The sequence below is a fragment of the Clostridium putrefaciens genome, assembly GCF_900461105.1.
Lineage (GTDB): Bacteria > Bacillota > Clostridia > Clostridiales > Clostridiaceae > Clostridium_L > Clostridium_L putrefaciens.
Genome location: NZ_UFWZ01000001.1, coordinates 478,201 through 496,080 on the forward strand (window position 1 = coordinate 478,201; position 17,880 = coordinate 496,080).

The following is a 17,880-nucleotide window of genomic DNA, read 5'->3' on the forward strand; positions in this document are numbered from 1 at the left end:
TCTCTTTGGTTGGCTTATGAAGTTCTGCCATTGAATTTACAAAATTATAAAATGGGAGTTAAGCAATTTTATAAGGAACAAATAATACGATATAAGCGAGGTATACTAAATGAAGATATTATTTCTAGCAAATGCTGCGAGTGTTCATACAGTAAGATGGGTAAATGCTTTGGCTGATAAAAACCATGAAGTCCATCTGGTATATAAGTATGATGATGAACCAACAGAGAATATTATTTCAGAAAACGTTTTATTACATCGTTTAAAAAGCGCAGGGACAAAAGGTTATTTTATTAATGCTCATGAATTGAAACAATTATTTAGAACAATAAAACCTGATATAGTTAATGCACATTATGCCAGCGGATATGGGACATTGGCTAGATTAGCAAAATTAAAACCTTTAGTTTTATCTGTATGGGGAAGTGATGTCTATGATTTCCCATATCAAAGTAGAATCAAAATGAGATTAGTGGTTAGTAATATTCTATACGCTGATAAAATTGCATCTACAAGTCATAGCATGGCAGAACAAGTGAAAAGGTTGAAACGGTTAGAAAATTGCAGAATAAATGTAACTCCATTTGGAGTAGATCTAAACAAGTTTAGTCCAAGGGAAACTATAAAAAGTAATAGTGATATATGTATTGGAAATATAAAATCTCTCGCACCAAAGTATGGAATAGATGATTTGATTAAATCAATTAGAATACTAATAGATAATTTGATAAATAAGAAATTGAAAGATATTTCAGAAAAGATTAAAGTGAATATTTACGGAGACGGGGATCAAAAGAATGAGTTGATTGATTTAATTAAAGACTTAAATCTAGAGAGTGTCGTTTATTTAAAAGGTGTAATTCCTAATAATAAGGTTCCAAAAGCACTAGCAGAATTAGATATATTTTGTGTTTCAAGTGTGCTTGATAGTGAAAGTTTTGGTGTGGCTGCAGTTGAAGCCATGTCCATGGAACTTCCAGTTGTAGCCACGAATGTCTCAGGGTTTAAGGAAGTTGTAGACGATAATGTTACAGGGATTATTGTTGAAAGAAAGAATCCCTTAGCATTAGCAAATGCCTTAGAAAGGTTAGTTCTTGATGAAGAATTAAGAATAAAAATGGGGACACAGGGTAGAAATCGAGTTATGGAACTTTATGACTGGGATAAGAATGTTGATACAATGGTATCAGTGTATGAAAAGTGTTTACTTAAGTAGGCAAAACTAATTATATAAGAACTTCAGATTAAAATATTATGTAGATGTATGAAAAACCATAGTAAAGTTTGAGTGCGAATATGAGTGGGCGGTTACTTTGTTCTACTTATTTTTATGTTTGATATTATTGATAAATAAAAGCATTTAATTTTAAGCATTTGTAAAACAATAAAAATATAAGAATGAGTAGGACACTTGCCTTGTTCTACTCATCTTTATATTTTATAGTATCATGTGGCTATAAAGAATTGTTACTTATAAGATGCTCAGTGAAGGGTAGGCTGTAGACTAAAATTAGGTTCTAAAATTCAATTGTCACATAATGGACTTTAACTTTTAAAAATGATATAATTATACAGAAAACAGGTAAAAAGAGTGTTTTTAACTGAAAATTAAACTTTAAAAATCAGTGGATACATACATAGTGGGGGAGAAGTAATGCGAAGTTTTAAAAAGGTTGCTTTAGTTATAATAGATATATTTTCTATAAACGTAGCTTATATAATAGCCTTTAGTTTAATTTATTATGACATTCCAAGACTTTATTTTGACTCATTTAAAAGGGATGCAATAATAATTTCTTTAATTTATATAGTTATATTTTATATAATGAAACTATATGAAAGCTTATGGAATTATGCTAGCATAGATGAGCTTATGCTTGTGGTTGGAGCTAATATTTTATCAGGAGTGGTATCCACATTATTCGGATATACGTTAGGCAGTTATATTCCAATAAATGTTCATATTATAGCAGTAGTCATGTCTACAGTTCTTACCTTAGGATTTAGGCTTTCCTTTAGAATATATAGAAGAGGGCTTTTGTATGTTTATGTACGACATAACAGAAATGTGAATAGGGTAATGGTTGTAGGAGCAGGAGCTTGTGGTAATATGATAATAAAGGAAATGCTCACAATAAAAGAAAAGAGTTATAATCCTGTAGTAATAATAGATGATAGCTCATATAAGAAGGGTAAAAGCACCTGTGGTGTAAAAGTTATGGGTAATAGACATGATATAGAAAGAATTTCAAAAGAACAAAGAATTGATACCATACTAATTGCAATACCTTCTCTTAATCAGAAAAGCAAGGCTGAAATCATTAACATTTGTAAAAAGACTGGATGTAAGCTTCAAATAATACCAGGACTTTATGAATTACTTAATGGACAAGCCAAATTAAATACCATGAGAAATGTAAGTGTTCAAGACTTACTTGGTAGAGATCAAATAAAGCTTGATGATAAAGGGATATCAGAATACATACATAATAAAGTTGTAATGGTTACTGGCGGTGGAGGATCCATAGGATCAGAGCTTTGTAGGCAAATAGCTATTTTTAAACCAAAGGAACTTATAATATTTGATATCTACGAAAATAACGCCTATGATATACAAAATGAATTAAAATACAACTTTCCTAGTTTAAACCTAAAAGTTTTAATAGGATCTATAAGAGACAAAAAAAGGCTGGATATAATATTCTCTAAGTACAAACCAGAGGTAGTGTTTAATGCTGCTGCACACAAGCACGTACCTTTAATGGAGGTAAGCCCAGGAGAAGCCATAAAGAACAATGTTTTTGGAACGCTTAATCTTGCAGAAACTGCAGATAAGTATGGTGTAAAAAAGTTCGTTATGATATCTACAGACAAAGCTGTAAACCCTACCAACGTAATGGGTGCAACTAAAAGAATATGTGAAATGATAGTACAGGCTATGGATAAAGTAAGTAAAACAGAATTTGTAGCAGTAAGATTCGGAAACGTACTAGGTAGTAATGGTTCCGTAATACCATTATTCAAAAATCAAATAGCAAAAGGTGGACCACTTACATTAACCCATAAAGAAATAACAAGATTTTTCATGTTAATACCAGAGGCAGCGCAGCTAGTAATTCAAGCAGGAGCATATGCAAAGGGTGGAGAAATCTTCGTATTAGATATGGGAAGTCCTATTAAGATATATGACTTGGCCACAGACCTTATAAAACTATCAGGACTTGTGCCTAATGAAGATATAGAAATAAAAGTAACAGGCCTTAGACCCGGAGAAAAGCTATATGAAGAGCTACTAATGTCAGAAGAAGGCTTAGAAGAGACTCGTCATGATAAGATATTCATAGGAAGACCAACATACATAGATATAGAGGAGTTAAAAACTAATCTTAACTCATTAAAGTTTATATTAGATAATGATAATTCAGAAGAAATAAAAGATGGAATAAAACAAATGGTACCAACCTATAAGGAAGCTACTTTAAATGAGACAAAGCTAGGACATAAAGATAAGGAACATATGGAGGATATAAAGGCTTGTGGACATAAAAAGGTAATGGCAAAAGGTGAGGTTGCCAGTGGTATTTGAATTATAAAGTAAAAAGGAGTTTAAATTATGAAGATTTCGTTTTCGCCACCAGATATTACACAAGAAGAAATAGATGAGGTAGTAGATACGTTAAGGTCAGGATGGATAACAACTGGGCCTAAAACAAAGTTGTTTGAACAAAAGATAGCTAAATATACTAATTCATCTAAAGCAGTATGCTTTAATTCAGCCACATCAGCTATGGAACTTACACTTAGGCTTTTAGGTATTGGAGAAGGAGATGAAGTAATTACTTCTGCATACACTTATACAGCTTCAGCAAGTGTTATACATCATGTGGGAGCAAAGATAGTGCTTGTTGATACAGCAAAAGATTCATTTGAAATGGATTATGAAAAGTTAGAACAAGCAATAACGGATAAAACCAAGGCAATTATACCTATTGATATTGCGGGAGTTATGTGTGATTATGATAAGATATTTGAAATAGTAAATAGGAAGCAAAATATTTTCAACCCATCAAATGAAATTCAAAAATCTATAGGGCGAGTAGTAATTTTGGCTGATGGGGCTCATTCTTTTGGTGCTACATATAAGGGTAGAAAAAGCGGAGAAGTCGCAGACTTTACCTGTTTCTCATTCCATGCAGTAAAGAATTTAACTACGGCAGAGGGCGGTGCAGCGACGTGGAGAGATATTCCTAACATTGATAATGAGGACATATACACAAAGTATATGTTGTTATCACTTCATGGACAAACAAAGGACGCACTTTCTAAAACCGATCCGGGATCTTGGGAATATGATATAATTTATCCTGCATACAAGTGTAATATGACAGATATTATGGCATCTTTAGGACTCGCACAGTTAAAAAGGTATGATGCGATATTAGAAAGAAGAAAACAAATTATAGATATGTATGATAAATATTTAGAAAATAGCATTGCTAAAAGTTTGAAACATTTTACTGATGAGTCTTCTTCAAGTGGACATTTATATTTAGTTAGATTAAATGATAAAGATGAAGATTATAGAAATATAATTATTAAGAAGATGGGTGAAAAGGGCATTGCAACAAATGTTCATTATAAACCTCTACCTATGCATACAGCGTATAAGAACCTAGGGTTTAATATAAAAGATTACCCTAATGCATTTGATATGTATAGGAATGAAATTACATTACCTCTTCATACCTTACTTAGTGACGAGGAAGTTAAGTATATTACAGAATGCTTGAAAGAAGTTGTTAAATAATAGGTATGAGATTTAGAAGGGAAGATTATTAATATAGGGAGTGGATATCTTGTATATAAATATATTTAAACGATTATTTGATATTATCTTTGCAATAATACTTATGCCATTTTTTTTAATTGTTTATATGATAGTGGTAGTAGCCATTAAAGTTGAAGATAAAGGTCCGGTATTTTACCTTGGTGAGCGTCTTGGGAGATATGGTAAATCATTTAAAATGTATAAGTTTCGTTCAATGAAAGTCAATGCTCCGGATTGGCGACTAGAGGATGGATCTACATTTAATGGTGAAGAAGATCCTAGACAAACAAAAGTAGGTAAGATCTTAAGAAAGACAAGTATAGATGAAATTCCACAGATTTTAAACATTATCAAAGGAGATATGAGTTTTATAGGGCCAAGACCTGATCCTACAGATTGGCTAGAACGATATTTAGAAGAGGACAAGGTGTTGCTTAATGTGTTACCTGGTGTAACAGGATATAATCAAGCATATTTTAGAAATTCTTCAGATGGGCGTAAAAAAACTGATAATGATGTGTATTACGCTAAAAACATTTCTTTTATTATAGATTTAAAGATCCTTTTTGCAACACTAGTATCAGTACTTTGTAGAAAGAATATATATACACCTAATTTAGATATAGAAAAGTCCAAGGCAAATAAAAAGATGTATAACTTGATTAAATAGGAGATGAAATATGCTTAGAGAAATAGGTAGCGAATTTCATATAGAATTAGAAGTAAGTAATGAATTAGGTAGAAGTTTCAATATAATTCAAAAGAAATATGAGGACTATAGATATACTAGAAGTGGTAGAGAGGCAATAGGATTTATATTAAGTGAAATAGTGCCTTGTAAAAAGGTTGCGTTACTTCCTACATATATATGTAAGTCAATGCTTCAACCATTTTTAAACAAAGGATATTCTATTGAATATTTCGGTATAGATGAAAACTTTAATCCAATTTTAAAAGATATAGAAAAAGGACTTTGTAAAGATCCAGATGTTATGCTTGTAATTGATTGGTTTGGTATGAGCAAAAATCATGATGCTGTATGTTTAGCTAAAGAATATTCTAAAAGGATGATAATTTTATCTGACTGTACGCATAGTTATTTTAATGAGTCAATGACATTTGAACCTGATTTTATTGTAGCTAGTTTAAGAAAATGGTTTGCGATTCCTGACGGTGCTATTGCAATAAGTTGTAAATACAATTTTAAAAATGGATTACAATTTAATGATAGTCTATTTTATAAAAATAGAAAAGAAGCAATGAAATTAAAATCAGATTATATTAAAAATGGAGAAAAGGATTTAAAAGTAAGATGTAGAAAGTTACTATCAGAAGCAGAGGTTTCCATTGAGTTAGATGATAAAATATTCGAAATATCGCCATTTTCTTTATCAATAATAAATCAAATGGATTTTGATTACATGAAACGAAAGCGAAGGGAAAACTTTAACATACTTTATAATTTGATTGATAGGTCCATAGCTATTCCTATAGTAAATAAAATAATGACAGAAGAAGAATGCCCATTTTGTTTTCCTATTATAGTAGAAAATAATAGGACTCAGATGCAAGAATGGCTCGCAAAGAATGGTATATATTGTCCAGTATTGTGGCCACTTCCAGACGAAGTTTGTTTGAATTATGAGGTTTCCTCTCATTTATCTGATAATATGTTATCAATTCCTTGTGATCAAAGATACTCAGTAAATGATATGGAGTATATAGCAAAAACAATTAAGGCTTTTTCAGGGGGAACAATATGACACAACGAAAACTAATGATTCTAGGAGCTAGTGAGTTACAGTTACCTGCCATATTAAAAGCAAAGGAGAAGGGAATATATGTAGTTGGCATTGATATGAATAAGGGTGCTGTTGGAGTTAAATATGTAGATGAGTTTTATGAGTTAAGTACTATTGATACGGAGGGTATCTTAGATAAAGCAGTAGAATTGAATATTGATGGGATAATGACACTTGCAACGGATATGCCAATGCGTTCAGTTGCAGCAGTTGGTGAAAGACTGAATTTAAATACAATAACTCAAAAGACAGCTGTGATGGCTACAGATAAGGCTAGGATGAGAGAACAACTTTCAAAATTTAATGTGCCAATACCATTTTTTTCGTCTGTTTTAACATATAAAGAATTTGAAAAGGCTGTCAATTCTTTTAACGGAGATATTATAATCAAGCCTTCTGATAGTTCAGGTAGTAGGGGCGTTTATTTCTTGAAGGATAGAAATGAATTAGAAAAGGCATATGAATACAGTAGAAGATTTTCTAAAAGTGGCGAAGTTGTAGTTGAAGAATATATGTATGGTCCTGAGGTTAGTGTGGAGACAATTACTATTAAAGGCATTACACATATTATAGCTATAACAGATAAAGAGACTACTGGGCCACCATACTTTGTAGAAATGGGACACTCAATACAATCATCATTATGTGAAAATATAAAGAAAGATATTAAAAAGGTTACTAAAGCAGCTATAGCAGCAATAGGGATTGATAATAGTTCAGCACATACAGAAATTATTGTTACAAGTCAGGGTGCAAAAGTTGTTGAATTAGGTGCTAGGCTTGGTGGGGATAATATTACAACTTCTTTAGTGCCACTTGCAACTGGTATAGATATGGTAGAAGCCTGTATAGACCTAGCCTTGGGGGATGAGCCTAAGCTAGAAAAGGTGTTTAACAAAGGGGCTGCAATTAGGTACTTTAATTCAAATAGTGGAACTTTATCAGGGTTTCAAGATATAGAAAAGGCAAGAAATAAAGAAGGTATACAAAGTATAATTATATCTAAGTTTATTGGTGATAAGATAGGTGAAATAAGAAGTAGTGTAGACCGAATAGGATATATTATTTCGCAAGCTGAATCAAATGAAAAAGCAATAGACATCTGTAAGAAAACTGTTAATGAAATTAAAATCATAATTGATTAATATCATAATTGATTAATAATTTAAGGGGTAAATCAATGAAAAATGTATGGATAATAAACCACTATTCAATGCCACCACAGTATGAGACTAGGGTTAGGAATAATATAATGGCTAAATATTTAATAAAAAAGGGATACAAAGTAAAAATATTTGCTGCTAGTACTATACATAATACAGACATAAACCTTATTAATGATAAGAAGAAATTGTATATTCAAAAGACCTATGATGAATTGGATTTTGTTCATATAAAGACATCAAATTATTCTGGTAATGGGATATCAAGAATAATTAATATGTTACAATTCCCATTAAGGTTACTTAAGGTATCAAAACGAATTGGTGAAAAGCCAGATGTAGTAATATGTGATTTAGAAGCAATTTTTGCTTGGTCGCCATATTTAGTAGCTAAGAAATTTAAATCAAAGTTTATATTAGAAGTTCGAGATTTGTGGCCAGAGTCTATAGTTGTTTATAAAAATATGTCAAAGTGCAATCCAATTATACGAATCTTATATAAGATTGAAAAATGGATATATAAAAGATCGGATAAACTTATATTTTCCATGGAAGGTGGAAAAGATTATATCATTAACAAAGGATGGGATAAGGACATCGATATGTCAAAGATACATTATATCAACAATGGTGTAGATCTCGAACAATTTAATTATAATAAGAAGAATCATATTACAAAAGATGTGCATTTGGATAATGAAGATACTTTTAAAGTAGTATATGCTGGTTCTATAAGACAAGCAAATAATGTTAAAAAGATAGTAGATGTTGCAGATACAATCAAAAAGAATGGTAATACAAATATAAGGTTTTTAATATATGGAGATGGTTCTGATAAAGAAGTATTAGAAAAATATTGCATGGAAAATGATATTGATAATATTGTATTCAAAGGACAGCTAGAAAAAGATAAGATACCGTATATACTAAGTAAGTGTGATTTAAATATAATGCATTTCTCTCAAAGTAGTTTAAAAAAGTATGGCTCTAGCATGAATAAGATGTTTGATTATCTTGCAAGTGGAAAACCTTCTATATCTGACTGTGAATTTGGATATGATATTTTTAATAAATATCAAGGTGGGATATCATTAGATAATGCTAATTCAGAAGTTTTAGCTGAAAATATAATTAAGTTCTACAACATGTCAAAAGAAGAATATAATACATATTGTGATAATGCTTTAAAGGCAGCAGAGGATTTTGATTTCAAGATTCTAACTGATAAGTTAGAGAAGGTAATATTAGAAGATTAAAGTTAAAGGACGGTGTAGATGTTGCAAATACCATTAATTAATCTAAAAAAGCAATATGAAACAATAAAAGAAGAGTCGGATAAAAATGTTTTAGAAGTATTAAATTCAGCTAATTATATAATGGGTGAAAATGTAAGAAGCTTTGAGAAGGAATTTAGTGACTACTTAGGTGGAACAAATAGTATATCTGTAGGAAATGGTACTGATGCACTAATTATAGCTTTAAAGGCATTAGGCATAGGAGAAGGAGACGAAGTTATAACTAGTACCTTCACATTTTTTGCAACAGCGGAAAGTATATCTTCAGTAGGGGCAACTCCAATATTGGTAGATGTAAGGTTAGATACGTTTAATATAGATGTTACAAAAATAGAAGAAAAGATTACAGCAAAAACAAAAGCAATTATGCCAGTTCATATTTTTGGTCAGCCAGCAGATATGGATGAAATAAATGAAATAGCTAAAAGACATAATCTAAAAGTTGTAGAAGATGCCTGTCAGGCAATTGGATCAGAGTATAAAGGTAGAAAGGTTGGAACTCTAGGAGATATAGCTTGCTTTTCATTCTTTCCTACAAAGAACTTAGGTTGCGCTGGTGATGGTGGAATGATAGTAACAAAAGATGAAAAATTGGAAGTTATATGTAGGGCACTTAGAACTCATGGTAGTGGGGAAAATGGGAATAAGGCCTATAATTTGCTTAATGATATAAAAGGAAATGTAGACGAAGATAAAAGCACGGATAATACAGTATATAATCCTCTAAAATACTACAATTATCTTGTAGGATATAACTCTAGGTTAGATGAAATTCAAGCAGCTATATTAAGGATAAAACTAAGAAAGCTTGATACTTGGAATACAAGAAGAAGAGAAAATGCAAACTTTTACAATGAAAGCTTAAAAGATACAGATTTAATGACACCGCATGAAGAGGGGAATTTAAAACATGTATACCATATGTATATCCTTCAATCAGAAAAGAGAGAAGAAATAGTATCTTACCTAAAAGGTAGTGGAATAGCTACAGGAATCTATTACCCAGTACCTATTCATCTTCAAAAGGTTTACAAAGGTCTTGGATATAAGCTTGGAGATATGCCAAATGCAGAGTATCTATCAGAAAGAACTTTTGCAATACCTATGTTTGCTGAATTAACTAGTGAAGAAAAAGAGTATATAGTTGAAAAGGTAAAGGAGGTTGACAAGTAATATGAAAATATCTAAAATATTGAAAAATGCAAAGAATGATTTCGGCATTTGCCAGATAGTTGAAGACGGTGAATTTGAAACCTTAGGGCTAGCAAGTTCTGAAGTGGACTTAGGGGTTTGTACTTTTATAGAAAATGAAAAATACATAAATAGTATATCTAAAAATGTAACTATGATAATAACTAAACCTGAGATAGCTGAAAAGATAAAGGACAGAGCAATTTGTATTAGTGATGATCCACGAATATCATTTTTTAAATTGCATAATTATTTATCAACCACAGATGAATATAATATGATTAAAAGATATAAAACTAAAATAGGTGCTGATTGTACAATTAGTAAGTTATCATGTATATCTGATGAGAATGTAAGTATAGGAAACAATGTAATTATAGAAGAGTTTGTTTCAATAAAAGAAAATACAATTATAGGAGATAACACTATCATTAGAGCAGGAACGGTAATTGGAGGAGAAGGCTTCGAGTTTAAAAGGATGTCTAGTAAACAAGTTCTTCCAGTAAATCATGTGGGATGGACAGTGATAGGGGAGTCTGTTGAGATACAATATAATACTTGTGTAGATAAAGCAATTTATCCATGGGATCAAACATTAATTGGCGATAACTGTAAGGTGGATAATTTAGTTCACGTAGCTCATGGTGTAAAGCTTGGAAATGCAGTCTTTTTAGTAGCAGGGTCTTTAATTGGGGGAAGAACATTAATTAAAGAAGGATCATGGATAGGAGTAGGCGCAACTGTATCTAATGGTCTTATTGTAGATGAGAATTGTAGAGTTAATATTGGATCTGTAGCAACAAGGAGTTTAGATAAAGATTCAAATGTTACTGGGAATTTTGCTATAGATCATAAGAGATTTATTGAATTTATAAGATCTATTAGATAGTATTAAGATATATGTGAATGATGAGATAAGTTAGAGCAGAAATATACTTATGTAAATCCTGTAATAAAGAATATCAATTGGCAAATGAAATTTAAATTTAAGGGAGATATAATATGAATGATAGGATGAAAATGAAAGATAATATTTTAGAAAAGATCCATAATAAATCAGCTGTAGTAGCTGTAGTAGGATTAGGGTACGTAGGGCTACCACTAGCAGTTGAAAAGGCTAAAGCAGGATACAAGACAGTGGGTTTTGATATACAAGAATCAAAGGTTAAGATGGTAAATGAAGGACATAACTATATAGGAGACGTTGTGGATTCAGATTTAGAACTACTAGTTAAAAGTGGATTATTATCAGCAACTACAGACTTCTCTATAGTACAAGATGCAGACTTTATAGCTATTTGTGTCCCAACTCCACTTGACCAATATCAACAACCAGATATTAGTTATGTAAGAGATTCTACTATAGCCATATCAAAATATTTAAAAAAGGGAGCTATAGTAGTTTTAGAAAGTACTACATACCCAGGGACTACAGAAGAGCTTATACTACCAATATTAGAGGAAGGATCAGGTCTAAAGTGTGAAGAAGACTTCTTCTTGGCATTTTCTCCAGAAAGAGTAGATCCAGGTAATAAGTTATATAAGACAAAGAATACTCCAAAGGTAGTAGGTGGAATAGGAAAAGACTCTACAGAGGTTGCGGCAGCAATGTACAGAGCGGTTTTAGAAGGGGATGTATACGAAGTATCATCACCAAAGGTAGCAGAAATGGAAAAGATACTTGAAAATACATATAGAAATATTAATATTGCACTAGCAAATGAAATGGCAATGATTTGTGATAAGATGGGGATAAATGTTTGGGAAGTAATAGATGCTGCCAAAACAAAACCTTATGGATTCCAAGCCTTCTATCCAGGTCCAGGACTAGGTGGACACTGCATACCACTTGATCCATACTATTTAACTTGGAAGGCAAGAGAATACGATTATCATACAAAACTAATAGAAACTTCAGGGATAATAAATGATAGCATGCCTTATTATGTTATAGAAAGAGCATCAAAAATATTAAATAGATACAAAAAGTCTCTTAATGGGTCAAAAGTATTAATACTCGGTGTATCTTATAAGCAAGATATAGATGACTTTAGAGAAAGTCCTGCCTTAAAGGTTATAGAAAACTTTGAAAATGAAGGATCCATAGTTGGTTTTTACGACCCATTTGTATCTGAATATAGTTTCAAAGGTAAAACCAAAGAAGGTATAAAAGAACTTACCAAAGAAGTATTAAAAGATGCGGACTTAGTAGTAGTTACAACAGCACATACAAATGTTGACTATAACTTTGTTCAAGATAATTCTATAGTTATATTTGACACTAAAAATGCTATGAAGGCTGTTGAAAAAAGAGAAAATATAGAATTATTATAAAGGGGTGTTATAATGCTTAAGTTTGCAATTATTGGATGTGGAAGGATATCACATAAACATATAGAGGCACTAATTAATAACAATAAAGAAGCGGTGTTGGTATCAGTATGTGATATTATAGAAGATAAAGCCATTGAATTAAAGAAACAATATGAAGATGTATTAAAAGAATCCGATGTAAGGGTGTATACAGACTATATAAAGATGTTAGAAAATGAAGAGATAGATGTAGTAGCAATATCTACTGAAAGTGGATACCATGCAAAACATGCTATGGACTGTTTAAATAAAGACAAGCATGTACTTATAGAAAAGCCTATGGCACTATCAGTAGAAGATGCAGATCGTATTATAGCTTTAGGAAAGGAAAAGAATAAGAAGGTATGTATATCACATCAAAATAGATTCAATCCTCCTATTCAAAAGTTAAGAAGAGCAATGGAAGAAGGCAGGTTTGGAAAGATCATAAATGGAACTGCTAGGATACTTTGGACACGTGATGATAACTACTATAAGCAGGCACCTTGGAGAGGGACAAAAGCTTTAGATGGTGGAACTCTTATGAATCAATGTATACACAATATAGACTTACTTCAATGGATGATGGGATCAGAAGTTGAAAGAATACATGCTGAAAGAGACACATATTTAAGAAATATAGAAATGGAAGACTTCGGAGCTATATTAATTAGATTTAAAAATGGGTCTATAGGTATGGTTGAAGGAAGTGCTTGTGTTTATCCTAAAAACTTAGAGGAGACCTTAAGCATATTTGGAGAAAAGGGAACCGTTGTAATAGGAGGACTAGCTGTTAATGAAATAAAGACATGGCAGTTTGAAGATGAGAGAGATTATGACAAAGAAGATGAGAGCTCAGAAGTAGATAGTGTCTATGGTAAGGGGCATACTCCGCTTTATAAAGATCTTATAGATTCTATAAATAATAATAGGGAACCTTTAGTTAGTGGAGAAGAAGGAAAGAAAGCCATGCAGATAATACTTAAGGCTTATGAACAGTAATACCAAAATAAAATGTGGGTATGTTTATAATTCAACGTTTAAAGTTAAAAAGTTCTTAATATAAGAATAAATGAAAGATAGGAAGTGAAATGGTGGAAGTTTTATTTTTGATAGTTATATGTATATTAATAAGAATGGAGTACAAGGTATATAATACCTTTTTAAATCCTTTTATATTAATATCATCAGTCTACAGCCTTTTAATTTTAGTTAACAATACCATCGCTGTAAGATTAGGGTTTTATGAAATAGATAATAGTTCAATTATGTATATAATGTGTTTCCTTATTATTATATTTTTAGTTAGTATGTTTTTTAATAAGGTAATATATAAGAAGAATGTGGTTGTAAAGGATGAGATAAAACAATATGGTGATAATATTGTTAATAAAGATTTTGAAATATTAATAGTATTTTTAATTGGATTAATTGCTAAGTGCATTTCGCTTATTCAATGTATACAAGTATATGGTATTAATAATATAAAAGGAAAAGAATTCGGGATATTTGCCCACATTGGTAGCTTAGCTATAGTATTGGTGCCTTATATACTATTTTTATTTTTGAAAAATAAAAATAAGTTTTATTATATAATTATAATCATGGTACTTTACATAAATTTATTTTTATTTGGAGGTAAGTATACTATTTTTATAACTACAATGTACATTTTGATATTTAATGGAATAATGAATGATATTAGCATTAAAAAGTCATTAAAATATTTCGGTATATTTGGTTTAGGCGGAATACTTAGCTTTGTTGGAATATATGCATTAAAGCCAATTATATTATTAGGTAAATATGATAAAGGTGAATTCTTAGAAAGTGTTGGGTTTTCAGTTAAACATTTTGCTATGTATTTGTTAAGTCCCTTGATTTCTACAAATTATTATTTTAATAATAGGATAGATATGGGTGAGGGGATAATGATTATGTTTACTGTTCCAATTAATATAATTAAAGCATTATTTAGAACAGGTAAGTACATAAATCCTGTAATTACTGAAAATGTTCCTATATCGAACTATCAGGATACAAATGTAGGAGGAATATTTGCTGAATCTGTTTATGAATCTGGATTTTTAGTCGCTACTATCTATATAATAGTAATCTTTTGCATAATATATTACTTTTATAATTCAAGTAAATATAAAGCAAAAAATGTTGCATTAACCGCTTATATGCTATCGGTAGTGACAATGCTATTCTTTGGAAACTTCTTCACTGTTTCAGGTATATTTTTAAACTTTATATTATTATATGTTGTTGAGGTTATATTGAGAAACAAAAGATTTAAATATATGAAAAACCCATTAAAAAGATAATGTGAGGTATGATATGAATAAGCTAGCAATAGTTATATTAAATTGGAATGGATATGAAGATACTATAGAATGCTTAGAGTCTATAGTTAAGAATGAGACAGATAAGTTTACAGTCTTTTTATTGGACAATGGTTCATCTGATGGATCTTTAATTTATATTGAAGAATGGATAAAATCTAATTATAAATTAAAGAACATAATAGTCGATGATAAAGAATTTAATGTAATGAAAAGTTATAATGATTTTAATTTGATTTTTATTAGGGGAGAAAAGAACTTAGGGTTTGCTGGAGGAAATAATTTAGTTTTAAATAAGGTGAAGTATAATTATGAGTACTCACTTTTACTTAACAATGATACCGTCATAACTGAAGATTCTATAAGTAATATGGTTAGATATTTAGATGATAATAAAAATACAGGTGCTCTTAGTTGTAATATTAGATTGTATAGAGATAAACAGATGTTATGGAATGCAGGGGGAAGGTTTACTTTGTATGGAGATCGTAGATATTACACACAAAATAAAATAGATAGGCTTATAAAACAAGGAAAAGAATCTTTAGTAACACCATTTATTACGGGATGTGTATTAATGATTAGGAAAGAGATTTTATTAAAGCATGGTGTCCTTTCAGAAAAATTCTTTTTTGGGGAAGAAGATTTCAATTATTGTAAGAGGTTGAAAAATAACAATGTATTGGTAGAATCTATTCTAACATCTATTATATATCATAAGGTTGGTAGCTCAATAAATAAGACAGGTATAACAAATAGAAGTCGCTGCAATTCTTATGTAGTACACTTTTCTAATAGAATAATAAATCAAAAAGAGTTTTATAACTATGGTTATTGGTTGGTTTGGAGAGTGTTTTATATGATAGCAATATCTATTAAAATCTTTAAATTGACTAGAAGTGTTAGTGATGCTATAGACTCTATAAAAAGAATAAACCATTATTCTTGGAATGAAGATGGCATAGACTATGAATTATTTCGAAAGATAAGAGAATACTGATAAATAAGTGTTTTTGTTAGGTACTTATGTAAGTGTTTTTAATATATAAAGTTTGATTTAAATAAGGATATGCTTACATATTTGATTAATACTGTTGAAAAATAAATATATTTCATTGGATTAATGGAAGCAAATAGAAGTATAATATGAATAAAACATGAGTAGGGCAAGTATTTTGCCCTGCTTAATTTATCATTAGAGTTGCACAATATATAGTGAATTGGAGGATTTATGGGTAAAAATAAAGTAGTTAAATCTGCTAGTATAGTAATCACAATAACAATTTTAAGTAAGCTTGTAGGGTTTTTTAGGGATACACTTATAGCGAAGGCCTTTGGTACTACCTTCCAAACTGATGCTTATAATATGGCAATTACAGTACCTAATTTTATGTTTGGTATATTCGGACTTGCTATAACCACCACTTTTATACCTATATTAATTGAAACTTATAGGAATAAGGGTAAGAAAGAGATGTTTGACTTTGCTAATAATATAATGAATATACTTTTTGGTATGTCTATTTTATTATGTGCTTTTGGGTGGATTTTTGCGCCTACATTAGTGAAGATAATAGCTCCAAAATTCGATGGGAAAACTTACGATTTAACTGTAGCTCTTACTCGAATTAGTGTTATGAATATATTGTTTATGTCTATAAATAGTGGGTATGTGGCTATACTTCAGACATTAGAAGACTTTACAGCACCAGCACTAGTTGGGTTTATGCTTAATTTACCTATAATAGCGTACATATTAGTCGGTAATGTTTCTATTGAAGGCCTTATGGTAGCTACTGTAATAGGTGGTTCTATGCAAGTTTTAGTTCAACTTCCGTGGCTAATTAAACATAAATATAGGTATAAGTTCTTTATTGATTTTAAGGATAAAAGAATAAAGAAGATGTTAACTCTCATACTTCCAATAGTTATAGGGGCTAGTGTGAATCAAATCAATGCTATGATAGATAAGACTATAGGGTCTGGGCTTCCGGAGGGTAGTATAACAGCTTTAAACTTTGCAAGTAAGGTAAATGCACTTGTGTATTCTATTTTTGGTGCTGCTATAGTTACTGTTATGTATCCTACCTTTGCAAGCGAAGCTAATGAAGGCAATATGAAAAAGTTTAAGATGTACATAAGTAAGTCTATAAATAATATTAATTTAATAATGATACCAGCAACGGTTGGTATTATAGTCTTAAGCTCTCCTGTGGTTAAGTTCGTATTTGGAAGAGGACAGTTTAATCAAAGTTCTATAGAGATGACGTCTATTGCTCTTACGTTTTACTCCTTAGGTGTTATATTTTACGGTATGAGGGATATATTAAACAGAGCATTTTATTCACTCCAAGACACTAGAACGCCTATGATTAATGGTGTTATAGGTGTGGTTATTAACATAGTATTAAATTTAATTTTGGTACAGTTTATGGGAATAGGTGGACTGGCTCTTTCTACTTCTATATCAGCCTTTGTTTGTGCTATGCTTTTAATGTATAGCTTAAGGAAGAAGCTAGGTAACTTTAATGGAAAGATAATACTTTCAAGTTCTATTAAGATAATTATTTCATCCCTTGTTATGGGGGGCATGGCGAAGTTATCTTATGGGTTCTTAATTTCAAGACTTGGAGAGGTATCTTCGTTATTTGGTACTATAATAATTAGTGCTATAGTATATGTTATAATGATCACTCTTTTAAAGGTTAATGAGTTCTTCGATGCACTAAAGTTAACTCAGAAAAAGCTAAAGGGAAGAAAGAAAATTACCATTTAAAATAATGTTGTATTAAATAACCTTGTGCATAGGATTTGCTATGTACGGGGTTATTTTTTATTTCTTTATTTATATATTAGTATTTATATATTAGTGTTTATATATAGTGTTTATATATAGTCTTA

General features: G+C 30.6%; 13 protein-coding genes and 1 pseudogene. All 14 read left to right on the forward strand.

What is annotated here, in order from left to right; translation table 11 throughout:
- The first annotated feature begins 109 nt into the window (after positions 1–109).
- The 14 genes and pseudogenes from DY168_RS02200 (at position 110) to murJ (ending at position 17,755) form a co-directional block, all read left to right on the forward strand.
- Positions 110–1,216, forward strand: coding sequence for a glycosyltransferase (locus DY168_RS02200; RefSeq protein ID WP_115640272.1), 1,107 nt, complete (start codon positions 110–112; stop codon positions 1,214–1,216).
- Positions 1,217–1,654: 438 nt separating this feature from the next.
- Complete coding sequence (locus tag DY168_RS02205; protein WP_115640273.1) at positions 1,655–3,586, forward strand: polysaccharide biosynthesis protein; 1,932 nt, start codon at positions 1,655–1,657, stop codon at positions 3,584–3,586.
- A gap of 27 nt (positions 3,587–3,613) precedes the next feature.
- Entirely contained in the window at positions 3,614–4,807 is a 1,194-nt protein-coding gene (locus DY168_RS02210) for a DegT/DnrJ/EryC1/StrS family aminotransferase (protein WP_115640274.1), read from the forward strand.
- Between the two features lie 49 nt (positions 4,808–4,856).
- Positions 4,857–5,498, forward strand: a complete 642-nt coding sequence (locus DY168_RS02215; RefSeq protein WP_115640275.1) for a sugar transferase — start codon at positions 4,857–4,859, stop codon at positions 5,496–5,498.
- Positions 5,499–5,508: 10 nt separating this feature from the next.
- A complete protein-coding gene (locus DY168_RS02220) occupies positions 5,509–6,591 on the forward strand; it encodes an aspartate aminotransferase family protein (protein ID WP_115640276.1) in 1,083 nt (360 codons plus the stop codon).
- Positions 6,588–7,775 (forward strand): ATP-grasp domain-containing protein, encoded by a 1,188-nt coding sequence (locus DY168_RS02225; protein ID WP_115640277.1) that lies wholly within the window; start codon positions 6,588–6,590, stop codon positions 7,773–7,775. The genes DY168_RS02220 and DY168_RS02225 overlap by 4 nt, the downstream gene beginning before the upstream one ends.
- A gap of 35 nt (positions 7,776–7,810) precedes the next feature.
- Positions 7,811–9,049: a glycosyltransferase family 4 protein gene (locus tag DY168_RS02230; protein ID WP_115640278.1), complete on the forward strand. Its 1,239-nt coding sequence runs from the start codon at positions 7,811–7,813 to the stop codon at positions 9,047–9,049.
- 21 nt (positions 9,050–9,070) lie between these two features.
- Entirely contained in the window at positions 9,071–10,261 is a 1,191-nt protein-coding gene (locus DY168_RS02235; RefSeq protein WP_115642381.1) for a DegT/DnrJ/EryC1/StrS family aminotransferase, read from the forward strand.
- A 1-nt stretch (position 10,262) separates the two neighbouring features.
- Positions 10,263–11,168, forward strand: coding sequence for a UDP-3-O-(3-hydroxymyristoyl)glucosamine N-acyltransferase (locus DY168_RS02240; protein WP_115640279.1), 906 nt, complete (start codon positions 10,263–10,265; stop codon positions 11,166–11,168).
- Positions 11,169–11,293: 125 nt separating this feature from the next.
- Positions 11,294–12,613 carry a nucleotide sugar dehydrogenase gene (locus DY168_RS02245; protein ID WP_341458803.1) on the forward strand — a complete coding sequence of 440 codons (1,320 nt, stop codon included), beginning with the start codon at positions 11,294–11,296 and terminating at the stop codon, positions 12,611–12,613.
- Positions 12,614–12,625: 12 nt separating this feature from the next.
- Positions 12,626–13,627: pseudogene (locus tag DY168_RS02250) on the forward strand (Gfo/Idh/MocA family protein); the annotation flags it as partial.
- A gap of 95 nt (positions 13,628–13,722) precedes the next feature.
- Positions 13,723–14,961: an O-antigen polymerase gene (locus DY168_RS02255; protein ID WP_172556241.1), complete on the forward strand. Its 1,239-nt coding sequence runs from the start codon at positions 13,723–13,725 to the stop codon at positions 14,959–14,961.
- 13 nt (positions 14,962–14,974) lie between these two features.
- Entirely contained in the window at positions 14,975–15,979 is a 1,005-nt protein-coding gene (locus DY168_RS02260; RefSeq protein ID WP_115640283.1) for a glycosyltransferase, read from the forward strand.
- A 231-nt stretch (positions 15,980–16,210) separates the two neighbouring features.
- Positions 16,211–17,755 (forward strand): murein biosynthesis integral membrane protein MurJ, encoded by a 1,545-nt coding sequence (murJ, locus tag DY168_RS02265; RefSeq protein ID WP_115640284.1) that lies wholly within the window; start codon positions 16,211–16,213, stop codon positions 17,753–17,755.
- Positions 17,756–17,880: the final 125 nt, after the last annotated feature.

Bases quoted from the DNA above. Each gene is read 5' to 3' on its own strand.
- DY168_RS02200 (WP_115640272.1), top strand. From the start codon at position 110: ATGAAGATATTATTTCTAGCAAATGCTGCGAGTGTTCATACAGTAAGA.
- DY168_RS02205 (WP_115640273.1), top strand. From the start codon at position 1,655: ATGCGAAGTTTTAAAAAGGTTGCTTTAGTTATAATAGATATATTTTCT.
- DY168_RS02210 (WP_115640274.1), top strand. From the start codon at position 3,614: ATGAAGATTTCGTTTTCGCCACCAGATATTACACAAGAAGAAATAGAT.
- DY168_RS02220 (WP_115640276.1), top strand. From the start codon at position 5,509: ATGCTTAGAGAAATAGGTAGCGAATTTCATATAGAATTAGAAGTAAGT.
- DY168_RS02225 (WP_115640277.1), top strand. From the start codon at position 6,588: ATGACACAACGAAAACTAATGATTCTAGGAGCTAGTGAGTTACAGTTA.
- DY168_RS02230 (WP_115640278.1), top strand. From the start codon at position 7,811: ATGAAAAATGTATGGATAATAAACCACTATTCAATGCCACCACAGTAT.
- DY168_RS02240 (WP_115640279.1), top strand. From the start codon at position 10,263: ATGAAAATATCTAAAATATTGAAAAATGCAAAGAATGATTTCGGCATT.
- DY168_RS02245 (WP_341458803.1), top strand. From the start codon at position 11,294: ATGAAAATGAAAGATAATATTTTAGAAAAGATCCATAATAAATCAGCT.
- DY168_RS02255 (WP_172556241.1), top strand. From the start codon at position 13,723: ATGGTGGAAGTTTTATTTTTGATAGTTATATGTATATTAATAAGAATG.
- DY168_RS02260 (WP_115640283.1), top strand. From the start codon at position 14,975: ATGAATAAGCTAGCAATAGTTATATTAAATTGGAATGGATATGAAGAT.
- murJ (WP_115640284.1), top strand. From the start codon at position 16,211: ATGGGTAAAAATAAAGTAGTTAAATCTGCTAGTATAGTAATCACAATA.